The organism is Pseudomonas donghuensis, from assembly GCF_000696345.2.
Lineage (GTDB): Bacteria > Pseudomonadota > Gammaproteobacteria > Pseudomonadales > Pseudomonadaceae > Aquipseudomonas > Aquipseudomonas donghuensis.
The window spans coordinates 3,828,995-3,845,285 of record NZ_CP071706.1 but is presented as its reverse complement, the minus strand read 5'-3'; the positions used below and the strand labels follow the sequence as shown (position 1 = coordinate 3,845,285).

General features: G+C 60.1%; 23 protein-coding genes. 5 read left to right on the top strand and 18 right to left on the bottom strand.

The genetic code is table 11. The features are described from left to right. Window positions 1-130: 130 nt before the first annotated feature. Window positions 131-1,150, bottom strand: a complete 1,020-nt coding sequence (locus tag BV82_RS17895) for a branched-chain amino acid aminotransferase (RefSeq protein WP_010222507.1) — start codon at window positions 1,148-1,150, stop codon at window positions 131-133. Between the two features lie 355 nt (window positions 1,151-1,505). Here BV82_RS17895 and BV82_RS17890 point away from each other — a divergent pair, with 355 nt between their 5' ends. Further along, complete coding sequence (locus BV82_RS17890) at window positions 1,506-2,036, top strand: cysteine hydrolase family protein (protein ID WP_100782474.1); 531 nt, start codon at window positions 1,506-1,508, stop codon at window positions 2,034-2,036. On the opposite strand, the gene BV82_RS17885 is transcribed toward BV82_RS17890, so the two are convergent. The 12 genes from BV82_RS17885 to BV82_RS17830 all read right to left on the bottom strand — a co-directional run bounded on the left by BV82_RS17885 (window position 2,013) and on the right by BV82_RS17830 (window position 10,209). Then, window positions 2,013-2,195, bottom strand: coding sequence for a P-loop NTPase family protein (locus tag BV82_RS17885; protein ID WP_036996334.1), 183 nt, complete (start codon window positions 2,193-2,195; stop codon window positions 2,013-2,015). The two genes, BV82_RS17890 and BV82_RS17885, sit on opposite strands and share 24 nt — an antisense overlap. A 277-nt stretch (window positions 2,196-2,472) precedes the next feature. Continuing rightward, a complete protein-coding gene (locus tag BV82_RS17880; RefSeq protein WP_036996330.1) occupies window positions 2,473-2,721 on the bottom strand; it encodes a hypothetical protein in 249 nt (82 codons plus the stop codon). 27 nt (window positions 2,722-2,748) lie between these two features. Continuing rightward, window positions 2,749-3,213: a hypothetical protein gene (locus BV82_RS17875; protein WP_051636799.1), complete on the bottom strand. Its 465-nt coding sequence runs from the start codon at window positions 3,211-3,213 to the stop codon at window positions 2,749-2,751. A gap of 221 nt (window positions 3,214-3,434) precedes the next feature. Beyond that, window positions 3,435-3,677, bottom strand: a complete 243-nt coding sequence (locus BV82_RS17870; protein ID WP_145997611.1) for a hypothetical protein — start codon at window positions 3,675-3,677, stop codon at window positions 3,435-3,437. A gap of 14 nt (window positions 3,678-3,691) precedes the next feature. Then, window positions 3,692-3,937, bottom strand: coding sequence for a hypothetical protein (locus BV82_RS17865; protein WP_036996329.1), 246 nt, complete (start codon window positions 3,935-3,937; stop codon window positions 3,692-3,694). Between the two features lie 6 nt (window positions 3,938-3,943). After that, entirely contained in the window at window positions 3,944-4,429 is a 486-nt protein-coding gene (locus tag BV82_RS17860) for a hypothetical protein (RefSeq protein ID WP_036996328.1), read from the bottom strand. 194 nt (window positions 4,430-4,623) lie between these two features. After that, window positions 4,624-5,103 (bottom strand): hypothetical protein, encoded by a 480-nt coding sequence (locus BV82_RS17855; protein ID WP_010222501.1) that lies wholly within the window; start codon window positions 5,101-5,103, stop codon window positions 4,624-4,626. An 80-nt stretch (window positions 5,104-5,183) separates the two neighbouring features. Beyond that, a complete protein-coding gene (locus BV82_RS17850; protein WP_036996380.1) occupies window positions 5,184-5,684 on the bottom strand; it encodes a GNAT family N-acetyltransferase in 501 nt (166 codons plus the stop codon). 393 nt (window positions 5,685-6,077) lie between these two features. Then, window positions 6,078-7,466 (bottom strand): hypothetical protein, encoded by a 1,389-nt coding sequence (locus BV82_RS17845; RefSeq protein WP_036996325.1) that lies wholly within the window; start codon window positions 7,464-7,466, stop codon window positions 6,078-6,080. Window positions 7,467-7,487: 21 nt separating this feature from the next. Next, entirely contained in the window at window positions 7,488-8,345 is an 858-nt protein-coding gene (gene nadE, locus BV82_RS17840; protein WP_036996324.1) for an ammonia-dependent NAD(+) synthetase, read from the bottom strand. Between the two features lie 11 nt (window positions 8,346-8,356). Further along, window positions 8,357-9,562: a nicotinate phosphoribosyltransferase gene (pncB, locus tag BV82_RS17835; RefSeq protein ID WP_010222497.1), complete on the bottom strand. Its 1,206-nt coding sequence runs from the start codon at window positions 9,560-9,562 to the stop codon at window positions 8,357-8,359. 2 nt (window positions 9,563-9,564) lie between these two features. Then, window positions 9,565-10,209, bottom strand: coding sequence for an isochorismatase family protein (locus BV82_RS17830; protein ID WP_036996321.1), 645 nt, complete (start codon window positions 10,207-10,209; stop codon window positions 9,565-9,567). Between the two features lie 99 nt (window positions 10,210-10,308). Between BV82_RS17830 and BV82_RS17825 the strand changes: the two genes are divergently transcribed. Genes BV82_RS17825 through BV82_RS17815 form a run of 3 tightly spaced genes read left to right on the top strand, consistent with a single transcriptional unit; the run spans window position 10,309 to window position 12,067 of the window. Then, the gene (locus BV82_RS17825; RefSeq protein WP_010222495.1) at window positions 10,309-10,869 is read left to right on the top strand and encodes an adenylyltransferase/cytidyltransferase family protein; all 561 of its coding nucleotides are present in this window, start codon (window positions 10,309-10,311) and stop codon (window positions 10,867-10,869) included. Continuing rightward, window positions 10,866-11,576 carry an NUDIX domain-containing protein gene (locus tag BV82_RS17820; RefSeq protein WP_036996319.1) on the top strand — a complete coding sequence of 237 codons (711 nt, stop codon included), beginning with the start codon at window positions 10,866-10,868 and terminating at the stop codon, window positions 11,574-11,576. The genes BV82_RS17825 and BV82_RS17820 overlap by 4 nt, the downstream gene beginning before the upstream one ends. A gap of 23 nt (window positions 11,577-11,599) precedes the next feature. Beyond that, a complete protein-coding gene (locus BV82_RS17815) occupies window positions 11,600-12,067 on the top strand; it encodes a GNAT family N-acetyltransferase (protein ID WP_036996316.1) in 468 nt (155 codons plus the stop codon). A 114-nt stretch (window positions 12,068-12,181) separates the two neighbouring features. Here BV82_RS17815 and BV82_RS17810 read toward each other — a convergent pair whose 3' ends face one another. Beyond that, window positions 12,182-12,802 (bottom strand): hypothetical protein, encoded by a 621-nt coding sequence (locus BV82_RS17810; RefSeq protein ID WP_051636798.1) that lies wholly within the window; start codon window positions 12,800-12,802, stop codon window positions 12,182-12,184. A 127-nt stretch (window positions 12,803-12,929) separates the two neighbouring features. Here BV82_RS17810 and BV82_RS17805 point away from each other — a divergent pair, with 127 nt between their 5' ends. After that, complete coding sequence (locus tag BV82_RS17805; protein ID WP_036996313.1) at window positions 12,930-13,718, top strand: suppressor of fused domain protein; 789 nt, start codon at window positions 12,930-12,932, stop codon at window positions 13,716-13,718. Between the two features lie 54 nt (window positions 13,719-13,772). Here the strand turns inward: BV82_RS17805 and BV82_RS17800 are convergent, their stop codons facing one another. From BV82_RS17800 to BV82_RS17785, 4 genes are all read right to left on the bottom strand, one after another. Beyond that, window positions 13,773-14,435 carry a DUF5677 domain-containing protein gene (locus tag BV82_RS17800; protein WP_036996312.1) on the bottom strand — a complete coding sequence of 221 codons (663 nt, stop codon included), beginning with the start codon at window positions 14,433-14,435 and terminating at the stop codon, window positions 13,773-13,775. A 75-nt stretch (window positions 14,436-14,510) separates the two neighbouring features. Beyond that, window positions 14,511-15,143 (bottom strand): BRCT domain-containing protein, encoded by a 633-nt coding sequence (locus tag BV82_RS17795; RefSeq protein WP_036996310.1) that lies wholly within the window; start codon window positions 15,141-15,143, stop codon window positions 14,511-14,513. Window positions 15,144-15,156: 13 nt separating this feature from the next. Further along, window positions 15,157-15,546, bottom strand: a complete 390-nt coding sequence (locus BV82_RS17790; RefSeq protein WP_036996308.1) for a hypothetical protein — start codon at window positions 15,544-15,546, stop codon at window positions 15,157-15,159. Window positions 15,547-15,768: 222 nt separating this feature from the next. Continuing rightward, a complete protein-coding gene (locus BV82_RS17785) occupies window positions 15,769-16,089 on the bottom strand; it encodes a DUF6124 family protein (protein WP_036996306.1) in 321 nt (106 codons plus the stop codon). Between the last annotated feature and the right edge of the window lie 202 nt (window positions 16,090-16,291).

Below are 16,291 nucleotides of genomic sequence, written 5' to 3'. Positions count from 1 at the left end.
AAAGAATAGGCGGTGCCCGGGTTAAAGAAAAATTCATCTAGGGGAGAGGGGCACAATGGGCCGGCATGCACCGACCCCTGTGGGCGCCGGCCTTGCCGGCGATGGGCCGCAGCGCGGCCCATATTGCAGGTCAGGCGACTTTCACAACCCAGCCCGCCGGGCCTTCGATGTCGCCGCTCTGGATGCCGGTCAGCTCGTTGTAGAGCTTCTGGGTGACCGGGCCGACTTCGCTTTCGCTGTAGAACACATGCAGCTTGTCGCCGTACTGGATGCCGCCGATTGGGGTGATCACCGCAGCGGTACCGCAAGCGCCAGCCTCGACGAAGCGGGCGAGGTTGTTGATTTCCACGTCGCCCTCGATGACCTTCAGGCCCAGGCGCGATTGCGCCAGTTCCATCAGCGACAGGCGGGTGATGCCTGGCAGTACCGAAGCCGATTTCGGCGTCACGAACTCGTTGTTGGCGGTGATGCCGAAGAAGTTGGCCGAGCCGACTTCCTCGATCTTGGTGTGGGTCAGCGGGTCAAGGTAGATGCAGTCGGCAAAGCCGGCTTGCTTGGCCTTGTAGCCCGGTTGCAGGCTGGCCGCGTAGTTGCCGCCCACCTTGGCAGCGCCGGTGCCTTGTGGCGCGGCGCGGTCGTAGTCGGAGATCAGGAACTTGTGCGGGGTCATGCCGCCCTTGAAGTACGAGCCGACCGGGATGGCGAAGATCGAGAAGATGAACTCCGGCGCGGTACGCACGCCGATGTTGTCGCCCACGCCGATGACGAACGGTCGCAGGTACAGGGCGCCCTTGCCGTACGGCGGAATGAAACGCTCGTTGGCCTTGACCACCTGCTTGCAGGCGTCGATGAACTGTTCGGTCGGCACCTGCGGCATCAGCAGGCGGTCGCAGCTGCGCTGCATGCGCAGGGCGTTCTGGTCCGGGCGGAACAGGTTGATCGAGCCGTCCTTGCAGCGGTAGGCCTTCATCCCCTCGAAGCATTGCTGGCCATAATGCAGCGCGGTCGAGCCTTCGCTGATGTGCAGCTGGTTGTCTTCGGTCAGGGTGCCCTTGTCCCATTCGCCGTTACGGAAATAGGACAGGTAGCGCTTGTCGGTCTTGATGTAGTCGAAGCCCAGCTTGTCCCAGTTAATGCTTTCGTTACTCATGGCACCCTCGATTCGGTTGCAGATGCCTGCTGGAGCAGGCGGTTCTTATTGCGCACTCGGCCACGATAATACATCCCGTGCAGATCGGGAACGCCCAGTCATAGATTGGACCATGGTCGCAGTGAAAATCTTTGACGCTGCCTGTTGCAACAGGCGTTGACCGTTCCTCGGTCCGGGCGCATTATCGAAGTATGAAGCTTTGCCTGCTGACCTCGTCGCGTACCACTACCACCGCCATACGCGGGGCGGGTACGGCTGTTTAACCTTAAGGCAGCAGGTAATCCAAGGCCCCGCCAGCAATGGACGGGGCCTTGTCTTTTCTCCGTCCTGGCTGGCCAATCACGCAGAGATGAAGATGCAAGCAAAACGCGCACTGCTGGTCCTGGATATGCAAGTGGGCTTGTTCCATGGCCCCGAACAACCCTGGCAGGGTGATCGGGTACTGAACAAGGTCAACACCCTGATTGGCGCTGCCCACGCTGCCCAGGCGCCGGTTTTTGCGGTTCGCCACACCGGCCCGCAAGGGTCGCCGATCGCCGCAGGCAGCCCCGCGTGGCAGTTGCTGCCCGCGCTGGCGGTCGATCCTGCCCGCGACATCGTGTTCGATAAAACCCGCCCCAGTGCCTTCTTTGCCACCTCGCTGGCCGATCAGCTACGCGAGGCCGCCATTGATGAGCTGGTCATCGTCGGCCTCAAAACCCAGTACTGCGTCGACACCAACTGCCGGGTTGCCCGCGAGCTGGGCTTCAACGTGGTGCTGGTCAGCGATGCCCACACCTGCATGGACACCCCCGGCTTGTCGGCCGAGGCGATCATCGCCCACCACAACCTGACCCTGGGCGGCGCCTTTGCCCGCCTGCAATCAACCGCAGACGTGCAGTTCTGAGCCTTCGCCCAACTGCAGGTAGCCGTCCAGTGCCAGTTGCCGCAGGAGCACCTGGTCGTGGGACGCTACCAGCAAGGTCCCGCGATACTGGCGCAGCATGGCTTCCAGGGCGGCGAGGGAGGGCAGGTCGAGGTGGTTGCTCGGCTTGTCGAGCAGCAATTGCGCAGGTACAGAGCCATTCAGTCCAGGTGGTCAAACCTGCGACGCCTGAAGAATAAGCTGGAGCCAGCACCTGAGATGAGCAATGACACTAGCCAAATGTCCAGTTCGTACCAGTACTTGTCAGGAAATGCGAAGAGACCATATGTACCTGCCCCCCAAAGCGAAATCCCTAACCACTTTCTTATCGGGTAGGGTTTCAGGCAGTGGTCTATCGCTGACATCAGGATCATTGCGTAGCACATTTGTGTAATTACAGACATGGCGTATGTTCTGCTCAGGCCCAGAGGTCGGGATTGAATCGATGACGTCTGAAGAACAGCTCCAGCCCACCGACAACTGCAAAGAGTGAAACGAGTTGCAAGTCAAAGCCAAGCCAATGGCTTTCGGTCAGTGTCAATCTGCCAAGCAAGCCGCCACCCAAGAAAGCCAGGCCGAGCCATTTTCGTGGCCTGGACGGCTTGACCAGACGGTCTATCAGGATGAAAAGCGCCAGGACGAGGAGGAATTGATTGAACTCTGACATGTTCTTTTCAGCCTTGATTCTCGATGATCATTGAGGAAGCTGAACGTTGGGGCCGATGCCGCCACTGACCGACGCTTGAAGGCTGACGATTACATCTCCGGCATGGTGGGTGGATATGCGGTTTTTAATGAAGTCGCCTGCTTCGGTGTTTGTGGCTTTTCCAATCAATGGATTGATCAGCCAGCTGGCGAAGCCGGCAAAGGCCCCGGCTACAGTAGTGCTCACAGTTTGTCGCTGGCTGTTCAACCTATCAGCCTGCTGTCGGCTCAACGCTTGAGAAATAGCGACTTTCATCTCGCAGGCACGATTGCCGGCCTGCATTCTGTCGTAGAGCGCCACGAGCATTGTACTGACCTCGTAGTGCGCCCCCTTCGCTTCGCTGATATGCAACTCGCGCAGCCGTGCGCGATCATCCGGCAGGACGATGAGCTGCGAGACGTGGAAAACGATGCCGAAGTTTCCGGCGTACTCATAGGTCTTTTCGATCTGCACAACAACCTTCCCTGTGTAATACGCGCCAGGCGCACCTTATCGACGTGCAGGGAAAGGTGCCCAAATCAACTTCGGGCGTATGTCATATTACTCCGGCATGAAGGTAGGACCGATCCTAAATTAGCGATCAGCCCCTGGAAAATCTCAGCCGGCCTGCTCAAGCCGACGGCGTTTGAGGAGCAGTCCCACACCCAGGATGACGGTGTATCGAAGATATTCGCTCATTCGTCCGGTTGAAACTTACGGCGTCCGATGATCAGGGTCATACCTGCCGAGAATACGAGCAAAGGCGCTAGGGGCAGATCCATTGCCTCCCAATAAGTGCCACCCGGTGTAAACAGTAAAGTAATGCCGGCAGCGCATAGGAAAAGTCCTAGCCATTTACGAATTAAATAGGGTTTTAGGCAATGATCCAGAAAAGCAATGAGGATCAACGCGTAACATAGCTGCGTAACTTCAGACATGGTGTGTGCTCTGCTCAGGCATCTTCTTCGTGGCGGTTGCGCCTGAAAAACAACTCAAGGCCTCCGACAATTGCAAAAAGCGAAACCAGATGCAGGTCAAAACCGCCCCAGTAACTTTTTTCGCTCAGCGTGACGCTACCCAGCAGGCCGCCCAGCAAAAACGTCAAACTTAGCCATTTTCGTAGCTTGGAGGGTTTGAGCAGACACTCAATCAGTATGAAGAATAGGAAGGCGATAAAGAATTGACTGTATTCCGACATGTCTTTTCAGCCTTGATTCTTGATGATCGTCGAAACGCTTGACTGCTGAGGGCCGATGCCGCCGTTGACAGATGCCTGGATACTGACGATTACGTCACCAGCGTGGTGTGTAGGGAGCTTGCGCTTAGCCAAGTAAGTTGTTATCGCAGTAACGGCTGTTCCGACGATTGCCTTTGTAAGCAGGCCGACAGGCCCCCCTGCAGCGCTACCGACAACACCGGAAGCATAAAATCTCTGGTCGTTTAGCTTATCTGCTTGACGTCGATTAAGCGGCTGAGAAATAGCGACTTTCATCTCGCAGGCACGATTGCCGGCCTGCATTCTGTCGTAGAGCGCCACGAGCATTGTGTTGACCTCGTAGTGCGCCCCCTTCGCTTCGCTGATATGCAACTCGCGCAGCCGTGCGCGATGATCCGGCAGGACGACGAGCTGCGAGACGTGGAAAACGATGCCGAAGTGACCGGCGTACTCATAGGTTCTTTGTATCTGCACAACAACCTTCCCTGTGTAATACAGACGCGCCGCGCGCACCTCATCGACAAGCAGGGAAAGATGCCCAAAACAACTTTGGGTGTATGTCGTACCACTCCTACAAAATAGTAGGGCTGATCCCAAATTAGCGATCAGCCCCCTACAAAACCTCAGCCAACCTGCTCAAACCGACGGCGTTTGCGGAGCAGTCTCACTCAGGTCTTGATGATCATGGTCGAAATGGTTCGTTGCGGGCCGATCCCGCCATTGACTTGGGCGTCAATGCTGACCAGCACATCGCCGGCATGGTAGGTCGGCAGGATTTCATTGGCGTAGGTACGCACGGCGGCCCCCACGGGCACACCTACAAAGGAGGAGGCCACGCTGGTAGTGGCGGCGGTGAAGGCCGAGGCGCAGGCGTTGACGACCGTGGTGCGCTGAGCGTTGAGGGTGTCGCCCTGTTGCCGGGTCAGCGGCTTGGAGATTGCGATCTTCATCACGCACGGCAGGTTCTTGGCCAGCATCTTGTCGTAGACCTCGACAACCTTGCTGTTAACCTCGTAGTGGGCGCTTTTCGCTTCGCCAAAATGCAGCTCGCGCAGGCGTCCGCGTTCGCTGTCGGTGAGGGTGATCTGCGAGACGTTGAAGACGATCCCGTGTTGGCCCATGTATTGGAAAGTCCCTTCGAACTTCATTGCACGCATCCTTTCGAGGCAAAGGCGGCGATTTTGTACAAGGATCGCCGTGGGTGCAAATCATTCCGTAAAGGTTGTGATCAACTCGTGGCTTCGAAGGCCGGGTGATAGCTGACCTGGGCCTGCGGCCACTGGCCGCTGTAGCTCAGGGCCTGGAAATACTCGGGTGGTACGCCCGGCAGCTGCAACTGCGGGTGCGCCTCGAAACCGAAGCGTGCGTAGTAGCCTGGATCGCCCAGCACCACGCAACCGTTGGCGCCCAATCCTTGCAGGGCCTGCAGCGCCGCGCGCATCAACTGGCTGCCGATGCCCTGGCCGTGGCGCTCGGGCGCCACCGAGATCGGGCCCAGGCCATACCAGCCGGGGCTGCCGTCAGACAGGGTCACCGGCGACAAGGCCACATGGCCGATGATGTGCCCGGCGACTTCAGCCACCAGCGACACCGACAATTGCCCGGCGCGGCGCAGGGCGTTGACGATGAAATGTTCGGTGTGGCTTGAGTGGGGTGCCTGCTCGAAGGCTGCAGCGGTCAGTTGTTCGATGGCCAGGGCGTCGGCCGGGGTTTCGGGGCGCAGGATCATGGCGTTCTCGGGGTGTGGGTCAGTATTGGCAGCCAGGCGACGGGTGTCTTCGTCGATCAGTGCGCGCAGGTTCTGGGACAGTGGGCTGCTGCTGGTGTACTTGCGCCCGTAAGATTGCGCCACGCCGAACAGCTGCGCGGCATGCGCTTGCTTGATGCAGCAGACGCCAGCGACGCCGAGCTGAGCGGGTTGTAGCGGGGTATCGTGCATGGGCGAAGTTTGCCAGCCAAAGCGTGGGGGCTGCAAATCGGGGGGGCAGCCTGCCTGAGTCGCCTGGTTTGCGACCGCTTCGCGGTCCATCGCCGGCAAGCCAGCCCCCACAAGGAATGGTGCATGCCGATCCAATGTGGGAGCCGGCTTGCCGGCGATGGGCCGCGTCAGCGGCCCCAGGGTTCACTTCACCGTCTGCAGGCGCAGATCATTGTAGTAGAAGGTGTTCTTGTCGATGCTGGCGCTGAAGAAGTAGCCGTAGTCTTCCAGGTAGAACAGGTGATTGACGCGTTTGTCCTCGTCACCCTGCACGCTGCAGTCCAGCGCCTTGGCGCTGCCGCTCAAGCTGGCGTTGAGGGTGCTGGCCGGCAGTTGCTGTTGCACTGTGCACTCGGTGATCTTCAGGTCCTTGCCGTACTGGCCGATCACGTTGTTGTTGGTCGCACCTTGCTGTGAATAGCTGAGCTTGCTGCCCACCGCCATGGTCTTCCAGTCGCCCTTGAAACTCAGGCTGGTCAGCGCACTGCTTTCGCTCATGCCGGTGAAGTCGGTCTTGCTCACCAGCGGGATCAATCCGCGCCAGGTGATCTTTTGCGCCTCATAGCCCTTGCCGCGCAGGATCACCATCAGTTGCTGGCTATTGCCATCAACCGACAGGAACTGCTCCTCGCGCATGGGCGAGGTCTTGCCTTTTATGGTCGAGGTGCCGACGGCGTCCAGGTACGTGAGCGGCTGTGCCGGCTTGGGCAGTTGCAGGCGCTCGAGGGCGACCATCACCGATGGGCTGACCGGCGGCAACACCGCCGTGACGATCGGAGCCTTGAAGCGCGGGCTGAATGGCGCCAGCTGCGCGACTTTATCCTGCGTGGCGCAGGCCAGGGCGAACAGCGCCTGGTAGTCGGCGTTGCTGTCGGCCACAGGCTCGGGCTTGGGCAGTGACGGGACCATGCCGTCGGTGACCCGGTTGTTGGCATCGACATCGTAGCCGGCCAGCAGGGTGTAGGTACCGGTGCTGCAGTTGAAGCGGTGATGCTCACGCTTTTGCGCGTAGGGCGCGTTGTACGGCAGGTCGAGGAGGATGCTCGGCTGGTCGAAGGCGGCCCACAGGCTGACGTCGTTGCCCATCTTGTTGATGCTGTTGCGATCGACCAGCACCCATGGCTCGCCATCTTCACCTTTAAGCTTGCGCCAGTCGGCCTTTGCTTGAGTCTTGCAGGCCCCGGCGAAGCTTGGGTTGTTCATCAGGATGGCATGGAAGCGATCAGGCATCGGCTGCGGCGGGGCGTAGCCGCTGGGGTTCTTGAAGTAGGCGCGCTGATCGGCATCCAGGTACATGATCGCCACGTTCGGCTCAGCGCAGGAGGCTTCGAGCTGGAAGCTGCGATCAGTCAAGCCGTTGTTGGCCGGTACGTTAACCTGGAAACTCAGCACATCGCCTTCACGAAACAGGCTGTAGGTCGACAGCGGCTGGGCGAGCATGGTGCCGATATACTGGTCGAGGCTTTCCTTGGAGGGCGTCGCGCAGCCGGCGAGGGCGGCGGCGGACAGGGCGGTGAGGATCAGGCGTTGCACAACAGTCTCCGGTGAGTCCATTCAGGATGGCAGCATTGTATCGAATCGTGCCGCCGGTGCCTTGGGCAATTCGCGTTTGTGCCGGGTCTTGTCGTAGGCATTGATGATGATGGCTGCGACCGCGTCATCGACGTTTTCACCCTGCAGGAAGGCATCGATCTGCGCGTAGCTGACACCATGTACCTGCTCGTCGGCCAGGCCCGGGCGCAGTTCTTCAAGGTCGGCGGTAGGCACCTTGTGCACTAGGTGTTCCGGCGCACCCAGCGCGGCGGCGATGGCCCGCACCTGGCCCTTGCACAGTCCGCTTAGGGGGGCCAGGTCGCAGGCGCCGTCGCCGAATTTGGTGAAGAAGCCCATCACCGCTTCGGCGCCATGGTCGGTGCCGATCACCAGGCCATTGCGGGCGTTGGCCAGGGTGTACTGGGCCAGCATGCGCAGGCGCGCCTTGACGTTGCCGAGGACGAAATCCCGTTGCCCGTCAGCGAGCTCGGCCAGTTGCGGCAGTTGCCCGGCAAGGCCGTTGACGCCGTCTGCAATGTTCACCGTGATGCACTCATCGGCGCCGACAAAGGCCAGCGCCGCCTGGGCATCGGGCTCGTCATGCTGGGTGTTGTGCGGCAGGCGCATGGCGATGAAGCGATAGCCGCCGTCGGCTTGTTCGGCGCGCAATTGCTCGACCGCCAACTGCGCCAGGCGCCCGGCGGTTGACGAGTCGACGCCGCCGCTGATGCCCAGCACCAACACCTTCAAGCGCGCATCGAGCAGGGTCTGCTTGATGAAATCGATGCGCTGGCGGATCTCGTTCTGTACTGCCGCGTTATCTGCGAAGGGCGCCACCACGCCCAGGGCCTTGGCAATCTCGATCTGACGACTGTTCATGTGCTTCTCCTTTACTGGCCTTCAACCTTGAACACGTGCTTGAGGTAGCTGACGAAGTTCTCGTCACGGCATTGGGTCTTGCCTGGGCTGTCGGAGATCTTCGCCACCGGCGCGCCGTTGCAGGCGGTCATCTTGATCACGATGTTCATCGGCTCAACGCCGGGAATGTCGCAGGTCAGGTTGGTGCCGATGCCGAAGCTGACGTTGATTCGTGGGCTGAGCTCGCGGTACAGGTGCAGGGTCTTGGCAAAGTTCAGGCCATCGGAGAACACCAGGGTCTTGCTCTTCGGGTCGATGCCGAGTTTCTCGTAGTGGGCGATGGCCTTGTTGGCCCACAGCAGCGGATCACCAGAGTCGTGGCGCAGGCCGTCGAACAGCTTGGCAAAGTACAGGTCGCAGTCCTTGAGGAAGGCATCCATGCCGATGCAGTCGGTCAGGGCGATACCCAGCAGGCCGCGGTATTCCTTGACCCAGCACTCCAGTGCCGCGACCTGGCTGTCGATCAGCCTCGGGCCCAGTTGCTGGTGGGCCATGAACCACTCGTGGGCCATGGTGCCGATCGGCTTGATGTCCAGTTCGCGCGCCAGGTGCACGTTGCTGGTGCCGACAAAACGCCCCGGGAAGTCCTGCTTGAGGGTGTGCACCACGTGCTCCTGGACCCGGTAGGAGAAGCGCCGACGGGTACCGAAATCAGCCAGTTGCAGGCCGGCCAGTTCCGCAGGCGACGCTTCGGCCTTGAGCCAGTCGAGTTTTTCGTACAGGCGCTCACCCACTTGTTCCATCACCACTTCACGGTAGCGGTAGCGGTTACGCACTTCGGAGACGATCGCCAGCAGCGGGATCTCGTAGAGGATCACGTGCAGCCAGGGCCCGCGCAGGCGGATCGCCAGTTGCCCGGCATCATCGACGCCAACGTGCACGTAGCGCAGGTTGAAGCGGAACAGGCTGAGGAAGCGGATGAAGTCCGGCTTGATGAAAGGGATGCGCCCCAGGTACGCCAGTTGATCCTGAGTGATCGAGACCTCGGCCAGTTGCTCGATCTGGTAGCGGATCTCGGCCAGGTACGGGGTCAGGTCTTCACTGTTGCGGCAGCGGAACTCCCATTCCACCTCGGCGTTGGGGTAGTTGTGCAGCACCGCCTGCATCATGGTGATCTTGTAGAAGTCGGTGTCCAGCAGGTTCTGGATGATGCTTGGGCCGAAGACGCTCTCGCTCATGTTCATGCTCCCTTGAATGCGTTCAGTTGCTGGTCGAGGCTGGCGAGGTCGGCGCAGGCGATCACGCCCTGGCCGGTCATCTCGGCCATGGCCGCTGCGGCGCCCTGGGCGGAAATCGCCCGGCATGCCGGTTGGTAGATAAACACCTGCAAGCCTGCGGCCTGCAGTTGCAGGGCGGTGTTCTTGACGCAGAAATCCAGGGCCAGGCCGCCAACGATCACCGCTTGCACGCCTTGCACCTTGAGGTACTCGATGACCCCGGTGGAGCGGCGGTTGGCCAGGTCGTGGTAGCAGGCGCCGTAGGGGTGCAGGTCGGGTTCGATGCCTTTCCAGACGAAGAAGTCGTAGTCGATCGGCGCGGGCAGGCCGGCCAGCAGCTCGAAGCCCGGCGTGCCCGGCACGCAGTGGCTGACCCAGGTCAGGTCGGCGTTGGCCATGTCCAGTGGCTGCAGCATCTCGGCGTGACTACCCACCACCCAGGCGGCTTTCGGCGTGTGGGCATCCTTGCTGCCGATGCGCAGGCTGGCGCGCTTGGCCATGGCGTTGAGTGCCGGGGCGATCTCGGCGCCGCCGGGGACTGGCAACTCGGAGGGGGCGTTGTCGGTGAAGCCGTTTTGGGCGTCGACATCGAAGCTGGCGATTTTCATGGGGTGGCTCCTGCACTGGGTGTGGACACATAATTCACTAGGTGTAATATGTATGTCAACCGCTTTTTCTTTTTCAGAAGCAACCACGGTGGATATAGTATGCATAGTGAAATATATGAGTCGGGCCCGGTGCGGTTTCGTCTGGCTGTGTACGGTGGTGCTTTCGACCCACCGCACCCCGGCCACCTGAGCGTGATCACCCGGGCGCTGGAGTGGGCCGATCAGGTGGTCGTGGTGCCCAGTTACCGGCATGCCTATGGCAAGCGCATGGTTGACTTCGACCTGCGTTGTCGTTGGTTGCAGCGGCTGATCGAGCGGCTCGGGAGCGAGCGGGTCAGTTGCTCGGCCGTGGAGCGTGAGCTGGGCGGCGAGGGCGGGGCGGTGTACAGCTATGACCTGCTGTGCGCGTTGAGCAAGCGCAGCGGTATTGCCCGCGCTGATATCGCCCTGGTCATCGGCGAGGATAACCAGGCCAATGTTGCTGGCTTTTATCGAGGCCAGGAACTGCTGGACGACTTCGGCCTGCTGGTGGCCGAGGAGCAACTGGGCGTGCACAGCTCGGCCATCCGCGCCGGCCTGCGCAATGGCCAGGCGTTGCCGGCAGCCTGGTGCCTGCCCGACATCGTTGAAGAGTTTGAGGTGTATAGGAGTCCACAGTGAGTGCTGCAGAAGTACTGGCCAGCGTCGACATCGTCGCGTTGCGCCTGAACCCCGAGAGCAAGCAGCTGGAAGTGCTGTTGTACCGGCGTGAGCGTGCGCCCCACGAAGGTGAATGGGCGCTGCCGGGGGTGATCGTCAACGGCCGCACCCCGGACAACACCCTGGCGGCGGCGGCTGACCGGGCGATGAGCGAAAAAGCCCGGATCCTGCCGCGTCACCTGGAGCAGGTGGGCACCGAAGGCAATGCCTTTCGCGACCCGCGTGGCTGGTCGATGAGCACCTACTACCTGGCCTTGCTTGGCCCGGACGTCGAGGCCGGCACTGAGCAGCTGTGCTTTGTCGAGGTCGCCAGCGTCATCGGGCGCAAGCGGGTGCTGCCGTTCGACCATAACCTGCTGGTGCAACTGGCGTGCGAGCGCCTGGCGTCCAAGGCGGTTTATACCAACCTGCCGCTGTACCTGGCGCCCGAGCGCTTCACCGTGCTCGATGCACTCAACGCCGTGCAGGTCTGCCTCGGTCACCCGGTCAACAACACCTCCCTGCGCAAGCGCCTGGAGCGCATGAAGGAGGAGGGCTGGATTCGCGACACCGGCGACAAGAATTTCCCGAAAATGGGCCGGCCCCAGCAACTGTTCGAACACACGCCGAAAGCCGAGACGCCCTTCGTGTTTGACCGTAGTCTGTTGCCCGAGCGCTCGGGCACCTGAGCAAAACATAAAAAGGACTGCACATGCCGAACCTGGAATGGCTTGAACACCACATGCAGCACTGCGACACCTTCGCCGAGCGGCTGTATCGGCAGTTCAGCTACGAGTACGCCGATATTTCGCTGGAAGCATGGCAGCGAGAGTTCGCCGAGGGCCAGCGCAACGGTGACTGGCAATGCCTGGTTGCGCTCGATCAAGGACGCTTGCTCGGTGGCGCTGCGCTGGCCCGCGATGACCTGCCCGGGCGCCCGGAGCTAGGGCCCTGGCTCGCTTGTGTGCTGGTCGAGCCGCAGGCTCGCGGGCAGGGTCTGGCGGAAAAACTGATTGAAGGGATTTGTCAGCGAGCCCGGGAGCGCGGCGTGGCCACCTTGTACCTGCACACCCATGACCAGAGCGCGTACTACGCCAAACGCGGCTGGAGCGTGCGCGAGCGGTTCGAGGCCTGGGGCAAGGAGCAGTGGTTGATGTCGCGGGAGTTGCTCGGCCAGTAGGCCCTCGGGGTTGCCTTGCAACCCATCGCTGGCAAGGCCAGCTCCCACAGGTTTGCCGCTGTTCTCAGGAAAGGTGCAGGGCCTGTGGGAGCTGGCTTGCCAGCGATGAGGCCTTCAAGTCAGCAGGTAGCGGCCCTGAGAGTCTTTGAGTGGTTGCGCAATCTTCAGCACCTGCTCGACCGCCTTCAGCTCCCGACCTTCCAGCTTGCGCCGGCCAAACGAATAGAAAGCCCCGCCCGGGTCGACATGCGCCGAGAACAGCCCGACAACCTCATCGCCTGTCACCTCGAGTATCAGCTCCATATGCGCTTCGAACGGCGTGCAGGCATTCAGATAGGTCAGCCCATCGACCACCGCGCTGGCACTCCAGCAGGCTTCCTCCAGGGCAAAGATCTGTCCCACCTCGCCACCGACTTGCTGCAGTGCCCAGGCGCCCTGATCGCGGGGCAGGGACCTGAGCATTGGCAGTAGCCGCTCACTGCCAAGGATGTCGAGTTCATAGGTGTCGCCCATGCTGCTGAGCACGAGCGCAGTCAGCAAGTAGCTCAGGGCAATTTCCGAAGGCTGTTCGCTCCAGCCATTGACGGCAGACACCGGAGGGCACCAGAGCAGTTGCACGGTATCGCCAGCCTGCACCGTGTCGCGCCTGTCGAACCGCGCCCAGGCCTTTTCGCCGGCGTTGGGCACAATGGCCTGCAGGTCGATGGTCGCTGCGCTGTAGTCGAGGCCGGGCACATTGCACCAGCCTAGGGGCCAACAGGTTTTCAGTGTTGCAGGCATGGGATGGGTGTTCTGGTGTGCCAGGGGTAGTGCCGATGCTAATGAGTGGTTAGCATAGATGTCCACCTCGCAAGGATCGCAGATGAACCTCCTGAAAAAGCTACTCGACTCATTTAAACGACCAGCGCCCCAGGAAGATTCGCCAATCGCGCAAGCCGAAGATGCCAACCAGGCCGCGAGGCTTGCCGGTGAAGCCTGCCTGGATCGTCACTGGAGCAGCGTCGGTAGCGTGGAACGGGATGTCCTTGCCTACCTCATCAGCCCGAGTTTTTCCGGCGGCCCGCACTGGCCCTCGACCCGTCAGGCCTATCGGGTAGTGCGCCGTGGCGACTCAATTATCCTGGCGACCGAAGGCTTGTCCGACCCCTTCGATGATGCCCAGGGGCAAGGCAATGGTTTCGAGATGGAGTTGTTCGTCGAAACGCCGGACATCCCGGAACATGCCCGTGGACCTTTGGGCGAAGTCGACCCGTTCAAGCGCAGCTGGGCATTCGAGTTGATCGAGAACATCGCCAAAACCGTGGCCGATGCCGGCGGCATCACCCAGCAGTTGGCAAGGTACGGTGCGTTGTCTCTGGAGCTGCCCGGCTTCAGCCAGTCGCACCACATCAGCGGCCAGCTTCCCGAGCATTTCGTGACCGAGGACGACTGCATCGGTGTGCTGCTGGGCGGCCCGGCGCCGGATTTCCCGACCCGTCTGGAGGGCATGCCGCTGTCGCCGGTGACCCTGGTGCCGGTGGTGTTGATCACCGCGGCCGAGCTTGAATACATCCGCGCAGGTGGCGGCGAGGCCCGTGGCGATCTGGTCAGCCGCTTGCAGGCGGCCGGTGTGGGACATGTCAGCAGCCTGCAGCGCGCCAGCGTGGTGTGATGCAATAGCTGGAGTAATGATTTACGGCGCCACTAGAATATGTCGACGCATGCGCTACTTGGTTTCAGGTTTGGGGGGGCTGTTCTTGAGGAGCAGATCAATGAGAGCCATGGAGAGGCTTAGCATTTCTTCGACAAAAGTCAGCACTTCATTTTGGTGGTCTTCGGGGGCGTCGAACTGCAGGGCCGCGACCAAGGTCGAGTGTGCAGACGAGGTGGAAAGGCTGCGGTACTTGCTGTGATATAAGAATTCTAGGCCTGCTGTTTTCGACATCTCGTGCAAACTGGCGCCTTGATATTTTTCTTCCTTTGTGGCGGTTAAATAATCACTTAAATCACTTGCGTTTTCTTTGGTGAGGGTGCTGGAGGATAAGGCGTCGTTGTGTATTGCATCGGCCTGCTTTCTAAGCTCTTTACTTAAATTATTGGTTAGTTTGTCCAGTGTTTCAGGTTTTTTTACCAAGGCCCCGAGGTGGAATAAGTTTTCCAAGGCGAGTCGTGTCGTGGCCATTGCCTCATTTTCAAAGCCTTCACGCATCAGCAGCAGGGCGGCATTACAATTGCTGATAAGTTGTTTCCAGAAGGCAATGACCAATTGCTCGGGTCTTCCATTGAGGCGGCTGCTTGTAGTAGTTAAGAGCCTATTTGAGTCGCTAAGTAACTCGTTAATTTTTTTGGTGCGCTGCTCTTTTGTAAGGGGGGCGTGCTCAATGCTCATCTAAAGATCCTTGCAGGTAGCTGTTGAAATTTCTATCGTCCGTGATGGCTATATAGAGTAGTAAGTCGAAGGAATTTAACCAAATACCGCCCTCTGCCAATGCTCCTCGCTAACAATCGCAATCCCTCCCCCAGCCTCCCTGATCTCCACGGCCTTCTTGATCTTCGTACCATAACTACTGTGCAGCCATTGCTCGTTCCCGACACTCCCGACCACCAGGAAGTGCACCTTTTTGCTCACCGAGCCGCCAATCAAGCCTCCGCGATCTAGCACAAGGGCCTCACACTCCTTACGTGGCCCATAGGCCATGGCGCCAGTAAAAAGGTACACCCTATCTGGCCAGTCGAGGGCAGGTGCTGGATCATTAAGGGGGAGTGTGGTGGGCGCAGTAAAAGGGCGAGGACTATTACTGGGGGCACCGGTAAATTGCTGGAGTATCTCCAACAATTCCGTCGACTCGTCGGCATCCAGAATTCCATCGCTGAGCATATTGGCCAGGCGTCGGTAGAGCAGGTTGATCACTGGATCATCCAGGTGTGCCAGATGCTGCTCGATCCAGTTTTTTAGAAACTCAGCCTCTCGCTGGTTGATGGTGTTATCTGCAGTGAGCCCTGCGGCAATGCCGAGTAAGGCGTCCGCCGAGCGTCGGTCGATACGGGCCTGGTGGTAGAAACGACTGTTTTCGAATTCCTGATGCAAGTCGACCATGATGCAAGCTTCCTTACTCTTCGTTTTCAACCTGTGAGTTGTAGTATTTGCTTTGCTCGGGTGTGAAAGTCACGACCATCCCTGTACGGCTGCAGCTAATCGTCAGTTCCGCTGTGGTATCGATTTGCAGGTCGTCACCGCGTAAACCTTGCCAGTGAGCCAGATACTTGAGCGAGCCGAACTTCTCGAGTTTCTTCAAGGTGCGTTCGACACCACCTTTCCAGCCCAGCACGGGGAGCTCACCGGCGATGCAGCGCCGGGCAATGTCGGGATGTTTGAGGGCTCGTTCACGACCAGCCTCCCAGCAGCGGATCAGACCTTGGTCAGGGCCCTGCCAGGTATCGGACCAGCCGAGAGTGGGGCGTAGAGCTGCGTGGATGGGTCGATGGACAATCGTGTTCATTTAGCCTCCCTGGCTGGTGATAGTCGTATTGAGTTACGCAGTCCTGCTGATTGGATGCTACTAAGTGGCCAGTATTGATGTCCAGCCCAGAGAGTCGGGGCTTGATAGTTCATCGTTGGGTAGGTCTTTGGAGGTTGGACGCAGGATTTGTGGGAGCTGGCCTTGCCAGCGATGGGCCGCACCTGCGGCCCCAAAACCAGGCACTTGCGTCCCCCTGGATTGTTACCTGGCTGCCTTGCGCTCCAAGGCTTGTGCCTCGATCCCATCAAGCAAGGCATCCACCAGTCCCTTGGCCATCTCGACCGAGTGCAGTGTCGCCCAAATCGTTCCACGGGCGTCGGCATCAACCTTGTCGCATGCCTGCATGCCAGTGTCATGGGCGCAACGCAAATACATCGACGCATGCACCAACGCGTCATGCGCCTCGATACCGGCGCGTACAGAAAACAACGGGGGATGACCTGCAGCACAAGCCCCGAAAGGCGTGTCGGCAGTGTGAGGAAGGGCGCCGGCTGGCGGTGGATCAGGAACGATCTTGATCATGCTGCATCTCCTATATCAGCCAGGAAACTGCCAGCATCCGCTTGCACACGAATGGGTGGCAGCTGTGCGCAGGTGTGCAAGACCGAGGATATAGGACCCGGCAGACCCGAAGGCCTCCCACGCACAGCCACCATAAAACTATTCCTCGGACGCAAAGACGCGCCGGGAAGGTCTCAAGGTACTGATTGCTCCACATCGTTCG

Bases quoted from the DNA above. Each gene is read 5' to 3' on its own strand.
- BV82_RS17895 (WP_010222507.1), bottom strand. From the start codon at position 1,150: ATGAGTAACGAAAGCATTAACTGGGACAAGCTGGGCTTCGACTACATC.
- BV82_RS17890 (WP_100782474.1), top strand. From the start codon at position 1,506: ATGCAAGCAAAACGCGCACTGCTGGTCCTGGATATGCAAGTGGGCTTG.
- BV82_RS17880 (WP_036996330.1), bottom strand. From the start codon at position 2,721: ATGTCAGAGTTCAATCAATTCCTCCTCGTCCTGGCGCTTTTCATCCTG.
- BV82_RS17870 (WP_145997611.1), bottom strand. From the start codon at position 3,677: ATGTCTGAAGTTACGCAGCTATGTTACGCGTTGATCCTCATTGCTTTT.
- BV82_RS17865 (WP_036996329.1), bottom strand. From the start codon at position 3,937: ATGTCGGAATACAGTCAATTCTTTATCGCCTTCCTATTCTTCATACTG.
- BV82_RS17855 (WP_010222501.1), bottom strand. From the start codon at position 5,103: ATGAAGTTCGAAGGGACTTTCCAATACATGGGCCAACACGGGATCGTC.
- BV82_RS17850 (WP_036996380.1), bottom strand. From the start codon at position 5,684: ATGATCCTGCGCCCCGAAACCCCGGCCGACGCCCTGGCCATCGAACAA.
- nadE (WP_036996324.1), bottom strand. From the start codon at position 8,345: ATGAACAGTCGTCAGATCGAGATTGCCAAGGCCCTGGGCGTGGTGGCG.
- pncB (WP_010222497.1), bottom strand. From the start codon at position 9,562: ATGAGCGAGAGCGTCTTCGGCCCAAGCATCATCCAGAACCTGCTGGAC.
- BV82_RS17830 (WP_036996321.1), bottom strand. From the start codon at position 10,209: ATGAAAATCGCCAGCTTCGATGTCGACGCCCAAAACGGCTTCACCGAC.
- BV82_RS17825 (WP_010222495.1), top strand. From the start codon at position 10,309: ATGCATAGTGAAATATATGAGTCGGGCCCGGTGCGGTTTCGTCTGGCT.
- BV82_RS17815 (WP_036996316.1), top strand. From the start codon at position 11,600: ATGCCGAACCTGGAATGGCTTGAACACCACATGCAGCACTGCGACACC.
- BV82_RS17805 (WP_036996313.1), top strand. From the start codon at position 12,930: ATGAACCTCCTGAAAAAGCTACTCGACTCATTTAAACGACCAGCGCCC.
- BV82_RS17800 (WP_036996312.1), bottom strand. From the start codon at position 14,435: ATGAGCATTGAGCACGCCCCCCTTACAAAAGAGCAGCGCACCAAAAAA.
- BV82_RS17795 (WP_036996310.1), bottom strand. From the start codon at position 15,143: ATGGTCGACTTGCATCAGGAATTCGAAAACAGTCGTTTCTACCACCAG.
- BV82_RS17790 (WP_036996308.1), bottom strand. From the start codon at position 15,546: ATGAACACGATTGTCCATCGACCCATCCACGCAGCTCTACGCCCCACT.
- BV82_RS17785 (WP_036996306.1), bottom strand. From the start codon at position 16,089: ATGATCAAGATCGTTCCTGATCCACCGCCAGCCGGCGCCCTTCCTCAC.